The sequence below is a fragment of the Paenibacillus sp. TAF43_2 genome (assembly GCF_052113545.1).
Taxonomy (GTDB): Bacteria; Bacillota; Bacilli; order Paenibacillales; family Paenibacillaceae; genus Pristimantibacillus.
In genome coordinates this window covers 1-14,001 of record NZ_JBFRDK010000054.1, presented here as the reverse complement: position 1 = coordinate 14,001, position 14,001 = coordinate 1, and the positions used below count along the sequence as shown (strand labels likewise).

The following is a 14,001-nucleotide window of genomic DNA, read 5'->3' as shown; positions in this document are numbered from 1 at the left end:
GTATGGCATATATCGTTGGAATTGATGGAGGCGGCACCAAGACAGCTGTCACAATTATCCATGACCAGGAAGATGCTTTATTAACCTTTACTGTAGGGCCAATTAATTATAACGGCGGGGATGCTGATGCGATTGCCGCCGCCTTTGAGGAAATTTTTAATCGAACGAAGGTCTACTGCAGCAATTTAGAGGAAGTTACTCATATCTGTATAGGAGCAGCAGGCGTAAGCAATCCGTCAGTCGTCCATTTTTTGGAGAAGCATGTGAGAGATAATGGTTACATAGGGCCGTTAACGATTACAGGTGATCAAGAAACCGCATTATACGGAGCACAAAATGCGATGCAAGGCATTATTCTCATTGCCGGTACAGGGTCGATTTGCTTCGGTGTGAATGAAAAGGGAGAGCAGCATCGCACAGGAGGCTTTGGCCATCTCATTGATGACGAGGGAAGCGGCTATTGCATTGGACGTAATCTCTTGTCCATTTTAGTTCAAGCAGAGGACGGAAGAATGAAGGATACGATCATTCCAGCGCTAGTATACGAGCAGCTTGGGCTAAGCACTGTGAAAGAAATTATTGGCTTTGTTTATCATAAAAATACAACAAAAAAAGATATTGCGAAGCTCGCACCGATTATGACGACAGCATGCGAAAGAGGGGATGCGCAGGCGCTTGAGCTAGCGGAGCAAAGTGCAGCCAGTCTATTTGAGCTTGTGGTGCCTGTTATTGAGCGACTAGAGTTATATGAAAGTTCGATTGCTGTTGCAGGAAGTGTGCTGCAAAAATCTCGTTTTGTAAAAGATGCGTTGGAACGAAAGCTTGCACGAGCCTACCCGCAAACAAAGCTTATCTTGCCGATTAGGGATGCAGCCTATGGTGCTGTTTTGTTAGGAAGATCAAAAATGAAAAACGATTAGTAGTTAGCGTTATGCGAAAATAGGGTGTGTCATAAGTCCGAGCAGTTCTGGACTTGCGACACACCCTTTTTTATAAGCTATTAAGCAACATCAGTTGAAGGAAAATGAATTAAAATTTGTCGGTCAAATAAAACACGGCCTGCTGTTTCGGAAATAGGGCTTGCAAAATGGCTGCCTGTTCAGCACTATCCTTTGCTCTGCCTGCCGCATTATAGCCGAACATCAAATATGTTATGAGATTGCGTTCATCCGCTTCTACCTCGACATAGGACTCAGCATGACTAACATTGGAAACGGAAAGCCGCTTCTGCTTGTAATCAAGGTATATATGATCCTCTCCGCATTGAAGCGCTATGTACAGTTCTTGATCTGCCATCAAGCTATTAGCGTTAAGACGATGTTCCAATTCAGGCTGAAGCTTTTCGAATGTAGAATGTAGATTGATCATTTTCCACATCGCCTGATTAATTGGAATGGATTGCGCTTGATGTTGTTGATAAAAGGAATATAGCTTATGATCCTCTGGCAGCATCGCTAATATTTGCTTTGCACTTGGGCGCAGCTGACATAAGGCATGAAATAAATGTTCAACACCGTCCACTGCCTCGTTCAAATACATGAATTCATTAATAAATACTTGTTCAGTATCCTTCTTTTCAATCATGCCATAAGCTACAATTTTTTTATTTCTGCGGAGCAGCAGACAGTCTGCTTTTTTCCATTCCGGCCAGTTTATTAGATCATTCCAGTATGCTTCATTACGGACTACAGTATAGGTGCGATTCTGATTGAACTGTTCGTATATGAAACGGATATCATCAAGATAACGAGGTTCAAACGGAACGATGTCATAGCTGCTTTGCTGCTCAAAGCTTGCTTGCTTTTCAATAGCGTAAGCAGTCTCGGGAATAAGTTCCCAGCCAACCTTTTCATAAAACGCATGCTTACTAGCCAGAAGTAAACTTATATCATAATTGGTTTCTTTCATGTAGTCTGTTTGTGCATGAAGAATTTTGTGCGTAAGGCCCATTCCGCGATAATTTGGAGCTGTACCGACGCTGCCCATTGCACCAGTTTTCAAGATCGCTTGACCGACTCTAATAGAAAGAGGGAAAATTTGCACATTAGCAGCAATCTCACCGTCGACCATTGCGAACCATGTTGTCTCTGGATCATATGTGCTATCGAGATCCAGTCTTTCTTGGAAAAAAACTCGGCCTACTGAAAAGCATTCATCTAAAATATCGTAAATCTTTTCAAGCTGTTCTCTTGTTGGCTGGTTCGTTACGATGATGTTTTTGTCAGGTGCCGTCGTCATCTTTCATTTCCTCCTGCTTCGCAATGTTAGGATAAATTTAAATAGACTGAAAAAATGGACTAATGATATTAGAAATTATTATCTTAATAAAAATATTAATATCTATAATAAATTTCGTCAATAAAGGAGCGTGAACACCGTATGACAACGCTTCATGCGGTAATCTGGCTGAGAAGTCTCTGAGGCCACATCGTATAAAAATGAGAGACCTTTCAAGAGTTCATTGAACTTTTGGGAGGTCTCTCATTATTTTTATAAAATTGGCTTTCAAAGCAAGTCTTTTTTATCATGCACAGGTGGTTACGCTTCAATCAATACTTGGTCTARAAAAGGTTTTACTAAACGACGTACTTCATCTGTTGACGTCGTATCCATCAATTGAGTTCTTAGTTCGCTTGCGCCTCTAAATCCACGAACATAGATTTTGAAAAAGCGAAGAAGTGGTTTAAATGGACGTGGTTCGTTTTCTTTTGAATATTTATCGTGAAGATCTAGCTGTAAAAGCAGTAAGTTGAGAAAATCCTTCGCGCTATGTTCTTTAGGTTCTTTTTCAAAAGCAAACGGATTGGTGAAAATGCCGCGGCCAATCATGACACCATCAACGCCGTATTGTTCCACTAATTTGAGTCCCGTTGCGCGGTCAGGAATATCTCCATTAATGGTTAACAACGTATTTGGTGCAATTTCATCGCGTAATTTTTTAATTTCAGGAATAAGCTCCCAGTGCGCCTCTACTTTACTCATCTCTTTTTTTGTACGAAGGTGAATGGAAAGATTCGCAATATCTTGTTTCAATATATGCCCTAACCAATCGCGCCACTCGTCAATTTCAAAGTACCCTAATCTTGTTTTAACACTAACCGGCAATCCACCTGCTTTTGCTGCTTGAATAATTTCGGCTGCAAGTTCAGGGTGCTGGATTAGTCCAGAACCCTTTCCATTGGATGCGACGTTTTGGACGGGGCATCCCATGTTTAAATCGATACCACGAAAGCCTTGTTTTTTCATATCAATACTCATCTGTTCAAAAAATGCAGGTTTATTGCCCCAAATGTGAGCGACGATTGGCTGCTCATCTTCTGTGAACGTTAACCGGCTACGAGTACTGGCTCTTCCTGCAGGGCTGCAATAACTATCTGTACTTGTGAATTCTGTGAAAAATACGTCGGGTTTTGCAGCTGTACTAACGACGTGACGAAATACAACATCTGTGACATCTTCCATTGGCGCTAATATAAAAAACGGCTTTGGTAAATCAAGCCAAAAGTTGTGTTCATTACTCATAATATCTCCTCTTGTTGCAATATATAAAAATCGATAAAAGCCGTAGTAAAGTCTTTTACCCAACCTACATAATATCATTTTTTTTCGTTTGATGCACAGAATCGATTGTATGAGCGACAGACATATATTTGGTAACGGTCAACTATCGCACATCAAAATTCTGAAATAATAAATGAGATGTAACAGATTCGCTCAATTACATTGCTTTAATGATTGCTTACACGTAGGACACGGGCAGCAGTTCATTATCTCTTGTTTTTATGCTCAAGACAATGATAAAATATTATGGGAACGTATGTTTGTTTTTGTTGGTGTTCTAACAGATCGGGGGAACAGGCGTGGTTGAAATTGTTGAAAAAGAGCAATTTTCGGTGATTGGAAAATTAGGAAAACTCGCCATCCATCATCAGGTGCAAGCAGCTTCCGTTTGTTTCGATAAGGAGCTGATGCGTACATGATTCAATTGACGAACCGCCAGGCACGGCAGTTTCTGTTATTGAAGCACGGGCTGTTGGGCGAATATCAATTTGCTGGAAAGCAGGGAGTATTGGATTTTGTGCGGCAGGTCGGTTGTATTCAATACGATCCCATCGATGTTTGCGGAAAAAACGCCGAACTGGTGTTGCAGTCGCGTATCAGAGGATTTACCAAGAACATGCTCGACGAGTTGCTGTATAAAGATAGATTCCTGGTAGATTATCCCGACAAAAATTTGGCTATTATCCCTGTCGAGAACTGGCCGTACTTTGAGCGGTACAGGCAGGCTGCAAGGCAGCATGCTAAGCGCTATCCCGAAATGGAAGCGTTGGTAGAACAAGTTCTGGCTCACATCCAAAATCACGGTGTGCTAAGTTCGAATGATCTAAAATTGGAAGGAAATTTCACTTGGCAATCGGTCATCCACTGGAGCAGCGGAAACAATTCATCCCGGTCGGTTCTGGAGCAGATGTACTCGACAGGCGATTTGATTATCCATCACAAAAAAGGAACGCGTAAATATTACGATATCGCCGGTAAGTACATACAGCCAAATCTGCTGAATGCGCCGGAGCCGTTGAAGGGCGAGCTTGAGCATCATAAGTGGCGGGTACTGCGTCGAATCGGAGCTGTTGGCCTTTTATGGAATCGCGCATCCGATGCCTGGCTGAACATATGGGGATTGAAAGCGGAGCAGCGCAACGAGGTTTTCCGCCAGCTGTTGCACGAAGCTCGCATTGTTGCTGTTGCCGTGGAACAAATGAAGGATACACTGTACTGCTGTGCGGAGGATTTACCGCTTATTGCAGCCGTCCTGCAAAATCCGACGCCGAAATTGCGCTGCGAGCTGATTGCCCCACTAGATAATTTCATATGGGACAGAAAACTGATCAAAGAATTATTTGGGTTCGATTACACTTGGGAGATTTATACGCCTGCAATCAAACGGAAATTCGGCTATTATGTGCTGCCTCTATTATACGGAGAAAGCTTCATCGGACGAGCCGAGGTAATCGCGGAGCGAAAAGCCGGGACGCTTGTTGTTAAAAATATATGGTACGAGGACGGCATAAAGCCAACAAAGCAATTGCGAACAGCCTTAAATAATTGTTTCCAAAATTTCGCATTATTCAACGGATGCAAGACAATTTCGACAGAGTCTTTGAACTGATATTTTCAGTTGCCTGGTACCATTTGCCGACGAGTTTCCGCGTAATACGAAGTTGAGAAGATTGTGGTGTCAGAGGATAGCACAATTAAGTTATTTTATCGTTTTGCAGGTACGTCAGAAATTCTCGAACGGCTCGCTTGATGGTCATTCATGTAAAGTTATGCCGACCGCTTGGCGGTTTTATATCTGGGAAATTGTGCAACGCTCAGCAGTCCTTACATGTTGAGTATGTGGCTTGGTTGGAACTGGAAATGTAGATCTACAATATAGTCTATTGAAGAGAGGGAGGTTAGACTCCTCTCACCCCCATTTGAGAAGCACGTCAATCAAGGGACATCCTGGATTCATATGTTCCCGCATGCGGGCATGTAGAACTTGTTTGTACGCCTTCACACACGCGCCTTGCATGGAACGAAAATTTAGAAAAATTTGCTTTCCTCAGAGTTCTCAGACACGCCTTAGTAGAAAGATAGAAAACCTATGATAAGACCTAAAACACACAAAAAACTCACCTTATATCATGGGCGGAATGATGAAAGGCTTTCAAGCCTTTCATCGTGAACTCAGTTTGTGACGAATTGACTGTTACAAATAAAGTGAAAATAGGACTGTTCCAAAAGTAGATTTATCTACGATTGGAGCAGCTCCTATTTTTTTTGATGATGCTTAGGCAGAACGATGTCCTCCCCTTATCAAACCTATCGCTTACGAACCCAGGAGATCTTATTTAAACCGTTTCTAATGGATTAAAATTGTAACGAACCCCAGAATCGTTAATTCGAGCAAAGTAGCTCATGACACCCTGTAAATCATGATATAACGTTAATCAGATTCGTTAAAATGAAAACAAATCAGTTTTCAACATAATAAGCACTCTACAGTTCGTAAGATAAATGATCATGGAAGGTTATGCGCACTATTGATTTTTGAAAGTATAGTTAAACGTAATTTTTCAAAATCAATATTTTGAAAATTGGACATAACGATACTTATTGAATAGTCCCTGCCCAAAATTCGGTTTGTAATTTCCCAAAATGAACGACCTCCTCGTTCACTAGCCCAAATTCCAAGTTTATTGACTCCACTTTCGGAAAAGCACTCTACTCTGTATATATCGTTCATTAGGATAACTTTGTGTCCAAATAACCATTTATAATCGATAGATTCATTGGTGATTTTTAAATAAGGTTTGTTAAATAAAGCCATAGCAAGCCATATGTATCCGAAAAAAATGGCGAACGCTAGAAACAAAATGTTTACTATGGTTTTTTCTTGACCATCTCCGGGTATCATGATGAAGCTAATAAACAAGACAATTATAAAGCTATATAGAATGTGGAGCGACCACTTCAGTTTAGACTCTTGGTGCAGAGGTAAGGAATATAGGCCGTTTTTCTTAAATAATGAACCCTCCACATTACTTTCCTCCCGCTTCCGTTATTAAGATTAGTCTAATCATTTTTGTAATTGACTTCAATAACATAATGAATGTTGCAATTGTATCCTGTTTGCCAAAGCTTGGCAGCCTCTATAATAAGAACACAACGTTTGAAAGCGCATACATTAAATTTCGATGCTTCAACATTCAGGTGAAGGAGGAGAATGTATGAAACGAATGTTTTACAGTTTGATGCTTGTTGCGGCATTGTTAATGACTATTTATGGAGTGAATGGGGGATCTGTGCCGCAGGTCAGCGCAGCACCTGCATTTGCGAAAGGTGCGGACATTAGCTGGGTAGCCGGCATGGAGGCGCAAGGGTATACGTGGAAGGACAAAAACGGCGTAACTAGGGACATCATTCAAATTTTGAAGCAGGATTACCAAATCAACTCCGTACGTATTCGAGTATTCGTCAATCCTTCTTCGAACTATGGCAACGGGTATATGAATAAGGATCGTGCTGCAACCCTGGCGAAGCGGGCGAAGGATGCCGGGATGAGCGTCATGCTTACATTGCACTACAGCGATTCGTGGGCGGATCCCGGAAAACAGAATAAGCCAGCTGCTTGGGCAAGCTATTCGTTCCAGCAGCTGATGGATGCTGTTTGGAATCATACGCGTGAGGTTATGACTGCTATGCAAAGCAAGGGAGTCACACCTGATTGGGTGCAAATCGGCAACGAAACAAACGATGGCATGCTCTGGAATGACGGCAAAGCATCCTTAAACATGCAAAACTACGCTTGGCTTATTAATACAGGCAACAATGCGGTCAAGTCTATTAGTACAGCTACAAAAACGATTGTCCACTTGTCCAACGGCTATGACAACAGTTTATTTGTTTGGAATATCGGCGGACTGATCGCGAACGGAGCGACCTTTGATATTATCGGGATGTCTCTGTATCCTACCAGTGCAGACTGGTCGTCTAAGGTTACGCAAACGGTCAGCAACTCGAACAATATGATATCGCGTTATGGCAAGCCGGTTATGATTACCGAAATTGGTATGGATTATAATCAGCCTGCTGCTGCCAAAAGCTTCGTCGCTGATATAAAGACAAAAATACGCAATATTGCAGGCGGAAAAGGGCTTGGCGTGTTTTATTGGGAACCGGAAGCGACCCCTGGTTATAACGGAGGTTATAATAAGGGCGCTTGGCAGGCGGACGGCAAACCGACGATTGCGCTTGACGGTTTCTTGAATTAATGAGTACGACCTATCCTAGTTCATTAGAGCTGGCGATAGGTCTTTTTTCTATAGCTATAATCTTCGAGAAATAACTTTATGTTTTCGTTATTTCGCAATGTTTCGTATTCATGCTACAATAATGGAGAAATTTAGTTGCAAGCTAGCTAAGCTGGCTTGAGGGGAGAGATGAAAATGGAGAAATTAACTATTATTGAAGGTGCGGCAGTCGGGGTCACAGGAATCCTCCTTTCAAGCGAACAATAATTTCGTTTCCCAGATGAGGATTCAACTGTGACTGGTTTTGGCGTTAGCCATATGAATAACCAATTACAGGGGGAATCCGCAGTGAATCAACAAACAACGAATACGGTATTACAAACATTAGGTTGGAATGAGTATTTTTCTAATCATTTTGCCGCTTATGCCAAACAAGGGTATAGTGCTGGGCGAATTATATTGGAGCATAAAAACATGTACCGTCTATTGAGTGAGCATGGCGAGCTCATGGGCGAGGTAACGGGCAAGCTGCGTTTTGAAGCAACAGGCCGAGAGGATTTTCCAGCAGTCGGTGACTGGGTAGTTATAAAACCGAGGCTGGAGGAACAGAAAGCTTCGATTCATGCGCTGCTGCCACGCAAGAGCAAATTTTCCCGTAAAGTGGCTGGAGACACGGTAGAAGAACAGATTGTAGCCGCTAACGTTGATACTGTTTTTTTAGTGAATGCCTTAAATAATGACTTTAATATACGCAGGATGGAACGTTATTTGATCCTCGCATGGGAAAGCGGCGCTGCGCCGGTCATCGTGCTGAGCAAAGCAGATTTATGCGACGATTTGGATGCGCGCATCGCAGAGGTAGAGTCCATTGCGATTGCTGTCCCTATTCACGTAGTCAGTGCTTCGCAGGGAGAAGGGTTAGATCAGCTCGAACCTTATTTGGGTGTAGGCAACACGATTGCGCTGATAGGTTCTTCGGGTGTAGGCAAGTCTACACTGATTAACAAATTGAGCGGTGTTGATCTGCAACGAGTCAATGATGTGCGTGGCGGGGATGACCGCGGTCGTCATACGACGACGCATCGCGARCTTGTTCAATTGCCGAGTGGAGCACTGATGATTGATACACCTGGTATGAGGGAGCTTCAGCTATGGGAGGCCGATGAGGGGTTCCGTGGTGCATTTGATGACGTAGATTCAATTGCAAATACTTGCAGGTTTAATGACTGCAAGCATGAGCAAGAGCCCGGCTGTTCTGTCCGAAAGGCAATAGCTGATGGATCTTTGGAGCAAGCTCGTTTTGAAAGCTATCTCAAACTCCAACGTGAGCTGGCGTATCTAGCACGCAAGGAAGATGCGCGATTGGCAGCCTCTGAAAAAGCAAAATGGAAAAAGATTAGCACAGATATGAAACAAAGAAAAGTAAAAAGATAAGTCATGCGACAGAGCCTTTGAAAAATTAGGGCTCTTTTTTTTATGACTTCAGCATAGATGCTAACTTGAGGGATTAAGCTGTAAAGTTGTGAAATATTCAACGGAATTCATGAAGCAAAGAAGTTGAATGTTCATTTCGTTAGTGTCATAATTTAGGTTATTGACAATGAGGACAAATGTTCGGTATATTTTGTAAGTAATGCGGACAATTGTCCGAAAAGAGAAGAGAAAATTGGAGGAGGAGTATTCTTGAACGGCCCTACTATGGAGGTTAACTCCAACCTGGATTTGAGCAAAATCAAGAAAGGACCGATCGTTGCCGCACTCATTATTGGCGCATTTGTATCGATTCTGAATGAAACCTTGCTGAACATTGCTTTCCCAGAGCTCATGAGATATTTCAGCATCACGGAAACGACTGTACAATGGCTGGCTACAGCCTATATGCTTGTAGTCGGTATTCTTGTCCCTATAACAGCACTTTTGCAACAATGGTTTAGCACACGTCAAATGTTTCTTGGGGCAATGATTTTATTCCTTGCGGGTACGGTAATATGTGCGACAGCACCAATATTTGAGTTTCTGCTTGTCGGACGTGTTGTTCAAGCTTTGGGAACAGGATTAATGATACCTGTATTGATGAATACGATTCTTATCATTTTCCCTCCAGAGAAGAGGGGCGGCGCAATGGGATTGATCGGTTTGGTCATGATGTCCGCTCCGGCTATTGGGCCTACTTTATCTGGTCTTATCGTTGACTCGCTTAACTGGAGATGGCTCTTCTATCTGGTCATTCCTTTGGCGGTCGTTTCTATCGTCTATGCAGCGATTTATTTGAAAAATGTAAGCGAATTGACGAAACCAAAGGTCGACATTATTTCTATCCTGCTCTMCTCCATCGGTTTTGGGGGCATCGTCTATGGCTTTAGCAGCGCAGGAGAAGGCTCGTGGTCAGATCCTAAAGTTGTCTGGTGCCTGATTGTAGGCGGAATCAGCTTGATTTCATTTGTATGGCGTCAACTTGCGGTGAAGGAACCGATGCTCGATATGCGTGTTTTCCGTTACCCCATGTTTTCGCTCGTTACAGTGCTAATGCTTGTACTTATGATGGCTATGTTCTCTACAATGATCATGCTTCCGCTATTTTTGCAAAATGTTATGATGCTTACTGCACTTAGCGCTGGTCTTGTTATGATGCCCGGCAGTATCTTGAATGGTATTATGGCACCGGTCTCCGGTATTTTGTTTGACAAATTTGGACCAAGGGTGCTCGTTATACCTGGTCTTATCTTGATGAGTGTATCCATCTGGCTGTTTTCTGGAATTGATGCAGCATGGACGAGCGGATATGTTGTATTCCTGCATATCTTGATGATGATTGGTATCTCACTAGTGATGATGCCTGCGCAGACGACAGGGCTTAATCAGCTGCCGCGCAGATTGTACGCGCATGGTACGGCGGTTATGAGCACGCTGCAGCAAGTGGCAGGTGCGGTTGGTGTGGCATTGTTCGTCAGCATAATGTCGTCAGGCATGAGAGATTATATGTCTACATCCCCGGATCCGACCAACCCTGCTGAAGGAATACCTGCAATGGTAGCTGGTCTTCACAGTGCGTTTATCGTCGGCGGAATTCTCTCAGTCCTCGCAATTCTTATCGGTCTCTTCATTCGCAAAACGAAGGCACCACTAGAGGATGAGCAGAAGCAGACTGCTTAATCAGATTTGTTCGAGTCACTTGGACAAAATACATCTTACTAAAAGTTAGAGGCAGCCAATAAGTTCAATGAACTTATTGGCTGCCTTTTTTAATTTTAAAAACACTTTACTATCGCAATCTTCGCTTAACAATTAACTGGCTGAGTGCACCTGCATTTACAAGGACGGTTCCACCAATAATCGTAATGATACCAAGAAGTGTAATCCAAGAGATTGTCTCATCATAAAAGAGTACGCCGACTCCTACAGCAATCGGGGGAGAGATATAGAGCCATGTAGATGGGAAAACGGGATTCGTCTTTGCTACGAGCCAGTAGAATAAGGTATGCCCAACCATGGAACCAATCACAATCAGATAAATTAATGAGCCTGCCGTCTGAAATGATGCAAAGGATTCAAGTTGCACCTCTTCGGTGAACAAAGATAAAATGAACATCATCGCTCCGCCAACCATCATTTGTGCCGCGTTCATGGCTATCGGTGAAACATCGGACATGCGGTTGATTACTTTTTTGGAATATAGCGCTCCTATTGCATAGCAGCATTCTCCTATCAGTATGGCCCCGCAGCCGACAAGCCACAAGGGTGAGACATCCACCGAAAGATTGGGCAAAACTAACAGCAGTACGCCGATGCAGCCAATAATGCAGCCGTATAGCGAGTGTTTGGGAGATTTTTGCCGAAGAATAGCCGTTTGCAGCAACAAAATCATGATGGGTCCCGTAGCCGATAACACAGCCGCGAGTCCAGAAGATACATATTGCTCCGCCCAGTACAGAGTAGAAAAGGTTCCAAACGTCAGCGTAGCCCCAGTGAACAGCATCTCTTTACGCAGCAGCAGGGAGAAGCTAGCCTTGTGTTTCCAAACCATCCAAAGAAACAGAATAGCGCCAGCCAGAAAAAAGCGAAGCCCTGCCGAGAAGAATGGGGGAGCACCGGCGTCTACTCCGATTTTAATAGCCAGAAAGGTTGTGCCAAATATAAGACATACGAGCGCATAAGCCAAAAAAATCATGTTCATTTCCCCTTTAGATGTCGGTTCGAAATTGTATTTTGTTAATCATATAGGGAGTAAGGCAGAACAGATTGTATGGAACAGAACAGAAGGATAAATATATCGTGTACAATAATGGAAATAGGCAGCCGCGAAGAGGTGTTATGAACAGATGAAAAAAGTGACGGGAGCGAAGCAAGCCCAACCGTTATTCCGGCAGGTGTATGATTATATCTTGAACCGTGTAGAGCGTGGGGAATGGATCGCCCATCAAAAATTACCGTCGATACGCTTGCTTGCTGAAGAAATCGATGTGCACCGGCTGACGGTATTTAAAGCCTATAGATTGCTAGCTGAGGACGGTAAAGTGTATGTAAAAGACAAATCGGGCTATTACGTATCGGAGAACGATACTCTTTCTGAAGGGTTGGAAGAGAGCGCCGTCGTTACCTCTTATGCAGTGAATAACTCGTTATCTGATATTCATCGAATTCCAGCTAAGTATCAGTTCTCTCAAGCACTGATTGATCCTAATTTGCTGCCGAATTTGTTCTTATCGGACTATGTGAAAAAAGTGTTTGATCTCTATCCTAAGGTTATGGGGACTTATGCCAATGTGCAGGGGGATGAAGAGCTTCGCGAGTCGCTGAGCCAGCATTTCAGAGAGCATCATCGATTGCAGCTGTCACCTAAGGAATTGTTAATCACATCAGGTGCGCAGCAGGCCATAAATTTGATTGCTCAGATAATGCTTGGGCCGATGGATGCGGTGTTGATTGAGCGACCGACCTACGGCGTAGCGATGGATATTTTTCGCAGGCAAGGCGCGCGGCTTATTCCTGTTGCGATCACACCGGAAGGTTATGACTTGGCAGAAGTAGAAGTCTTGATGCGCAAGCATAAGCCGCGTATGTTCTATATGAATCCAACCCACCAAAATCCGACCGGTTATACTGTTCCAGCTTGGCAGCGCAAATTGCTGGTGGAATTGGCAGAGCGTTACCGCTGCCTTATCGTGGAGGATGATCCGTTCCGAGATATGTATTTTGTTGAGCCGCCCCCGCTTCCCTTATTCGCATATGACACGGAGGGCTGGGTCATCTATATTAGCAGCTTCAGCAAATATATTGCGCCCGGTCTGCGGATTTGTGCTGCAGCCTGCCGCTATCCATTCATGGAGCAGTTAATCAAAGCCAAGGCGCTTGCGGATAACGGCACTCCGCAGCTTAATCAGAAAATATTTTTGCATTATTTCGCCTCACCGAGGCTGCAGCAGCATGTGGAAAAGCTTCGTATTGCGCTGCAGGTTCATAAAGAGATCATGGAAGAGGAGCTTGCCATAGCAGGCTGGGAATGGACGGCACCACAGGGCGGGCTTAATTTATGGGTTGAACTTCCAAGCGATATATCAGGAGAAGCTCTTCTTAAAAAAAGCAGGGAGCAATCCATTTCCTTCGTTCCCGGAGAAATATTTGATCCGCTCGGCGAGCTGAAATCGTGGATCCGGCTTAGTTATTCTTTTGCGAGTGAGGCATTATTGCGGGAAGGAATGCAGCGCTTAACGGCTTTATCGCGGACTTTATGATTGAAAGAAATATTTAGTTGCTTGAACATATTTTTTGTAACATTGGCGTAACACCCCTGATGTAGTCTGATTCAGGAGGTGCGAGAAATGAAAAAAATAATAGCCATCATCATGCTGGCTGCAATCACAGCAAGTGTTCTTGCGGGGTGCAAGGACGAAAATAATACGCGAGGAGGAGAAGTAAATGCACAAATAGAAGATGTGGATTTTAGCTTTAACGTAGATCCAGAAACCTTCGCGCTTGAGGTCGTGTCGGGTGGAATGACTGAAAAAGCATCAGAACCACTGGACAAAATGAAAGTTTCAAATGTAAAAAACAGCGGAGACCAGATTAGCTGGACCTATCCAGAGAAACAAATGGACGTTGAAATTGAAAAAAAAGCGAAATATGTGGATGTAACGATCAAATCCAGCAAGGCGGAGGAAAATAGCTTTGCATGGCCAATCGTAACGGGTGATGGGTATATGCT

General features: G+C 43.4%; 10 protein-coding genes and 1 pseudogene. 7 read left to right on the top strand and 4 right to left on the bottom strand.

Annotation, left to right across the window (positions count from 1 at the left end):
* The first annotated feature begins 2 nt into the window (after positions 1–2).
* Positions 3–920, top strand: a complete 918-nt coding sequence (locus AB4Z17_RS14080) for an N-acetylglucosamine kinase (protein ID WP_441960357.1) — start codon at positions 3–5, stop codon at positions 918–920.
* A gap of 109 nt (positions 921–1,029) precedes the next feature.
* Here the strand turns inward: AB4Z17_RS14080 and AB4Z17_RS14075 are convergent, their stop codons facing one another.
* Together AB4Z17_RS14075 and AB4Z17_RS14070 are read right to left on the bottom strand one after the other, a co-directional pair.
* Entirely contained in the window at positions 1,030–2,238 is a 1,209-nt protein-coding gene (locus AB4Z17_RS14075) for a GNAT family N-acetyltransferase (protein WP_441960355.1), read from the bottom strand.
* Positions 2,239–2,538: 300 nt separating this feature from the next.
* The gene (locus AB4Z17_RS14070; RefSeq protein WP_441960354.1) at positions 2,539–3,522 is read right to left on the bottom strand and encodes a tRNA dihydrouridine synthase; all 984 of its coding nucleotides are present in this window, start codon (positions 3,520–3,522) and stop codon (positions 2,539–2,541) included.
* Positions 3,523–3,976: 454 nt separating this feature from the next.
* On the opposite strand from AB4Z17_RS14070, the gene AB4Z17_RS14065 reads away from it, so the two are divergent.
* Positions 3,977–5,170: a winged helix-turn-helix domain-containing protein gene (locus tag AB4Z17_RS14065; protein ID WP_441960353.1), complete on the top strand. Its 1,194-nt coding sequence runs from the start codon at positions 3,977–3,979 to the stop codon at positions 5,168–5,170.
* 897 nt (positions 5,171–6,067) lie between these two features.
* Here the strand turns inward: AB4Z17_RS14065 and AB4Z17_RS14060 are convergent.
* The gene (locus tag AB4Z17_RS14060; RefSeq protein WP_441960351.1) at positions 6,068–6,586 is read right to left on the bottom strand and encodes a hypothetical protein; all 519 of its coding nucleotides are present in this window, start codon (positions 6,584–6,586) and stop codon (positions 6,068–6,070) included.
* 235 nt (positions 6,587–6,821) lie between these two features.
* Between AB4Z17_RS14060 and AB4Z17_RS14055 the strand changes: the two genes are divergently transcribed.
* From AB4Z17_RS14055 to AB4Z17_RS14045, 3 genes are all read left to right on the top strand, one after another.
* Entirely contained in the window at positions 6,822–7,820 is a 999-nt protein-coding gene (locus tag AB4Z17_RS14055) for a glycoside hydrolase family 53 protein (RefSeq protein ID WP_441960393.1), read from the top strand.
* 327 nt (positions 7,821–8,147) lie between these two features.
* Entirely contained in the window at positions 8,148–9,233 is a 1,086-nt protein-coding gene (gene rsgA / locus AB4Z17_RS14050; protein ID WP_441960349.1) for a ribosome small subunit-dependent GTPase A, read from the top strand.
* 264 nt (positions 9,234–9,497) lie between these two features.
* Positions 9,498–10,952 (top strand): DHA2 family efflux MFS transporter permease subunit, encoded by a 1,455-nt coding sequence (locus tag AB4Z17_RS14045; RefSeq protein ID WP_441960392.1) that lies wholly within the window; start codon positions 9,498–9,500, stop codon positions 10,950–10,952.
* Positions 10,953–11,061: 109 nt separating this feature from the next.
* Here the strand turns inward: AB4Z17_RS14045 and AB4Z17_RS14040 are convergent, their stop codons facing one another.
* The gene (locus AB4Z17_RS14040; protein ID WP_441960347.1) at positions 11,062–11,967 is read right to left on the bottom strand and encodes a DMT family transporter; all 906 of its coding nucleotides are present in this window, start codon (positions 11,965–11,967) and stop codon (positions 11,062–11,064) included.
* A gap of 151 nt (positions 11,968–12,118) precedes the next feature.
* On the opposite strand from AB4Z17_RS14040, the gene AB4Z17_RS14035 reads away from it, so the two are divergent.
* Together AB4Z17_RS14035 and AB4Z17_RS14030 are read left to right on the top strand one after the other, a co-directional pair.
* Positions 12,119–13,531, top strand: a complete 1,413-nt coding sequence (locus tag AB4Z17_RS14035; protein WP_441960345.1) for an aminotransferase-like domain-containing protein — start codon at positions 12,119–12,121, stop codon at positions 13,529–13,531.
* A gap of 87 nt (positions 13,532–13,618) precedes the next feature.
* Positions 13,619–14,001: pseudogene (locus AB4Z17_RS14030) on the top strand (glycoside hydrolase); the annotation flags it as partial.

Coding starts and splice junctions, on each gene's coding strand:
- AB4Z17_RS14080 (WP_441960357.1), top strand. CDS start 3: ATGGCATATATCGTTGGAATTGATGGAGGCGGCACCAAGACAGCTGTC.
- AB4Z17_RS14075 (WP_441960355.1), bottom strand. CDS start 2,238: ATGACGACGGCACCTGACAAAAACATCATCGTAACGAACCAGCCAACA.
- AB4Z17_RS14065 (WP_441960353.1), top strand. CDS start 3,977: ATGATTCAATTGACGAACCGCCAGGCACGGCAGTTTCTGTTATTGAAG.
- AB4Z17_RS14055 (WP_441960393.1), top strand. CDS start 6,822: ATGACTATTTATGGAGTGAATGGGGGATCTGTGCCGCAGGTCAGCGCA.
- AB4Z17_RS14040 (WP_441960347.1), bottom strand. CDS start 11,967: ATGATTTTTTTGGCTTATGCGCTCGTATGTCTTATATTTGGCACAACC.
- AB4Z17_RS14035 (WP_441960345.1), top strand. CDS start 12,119: ATGAAAAAAGTGACGGGAGCGAAGCAAGCCCAACCGTTATTCCGGCAG.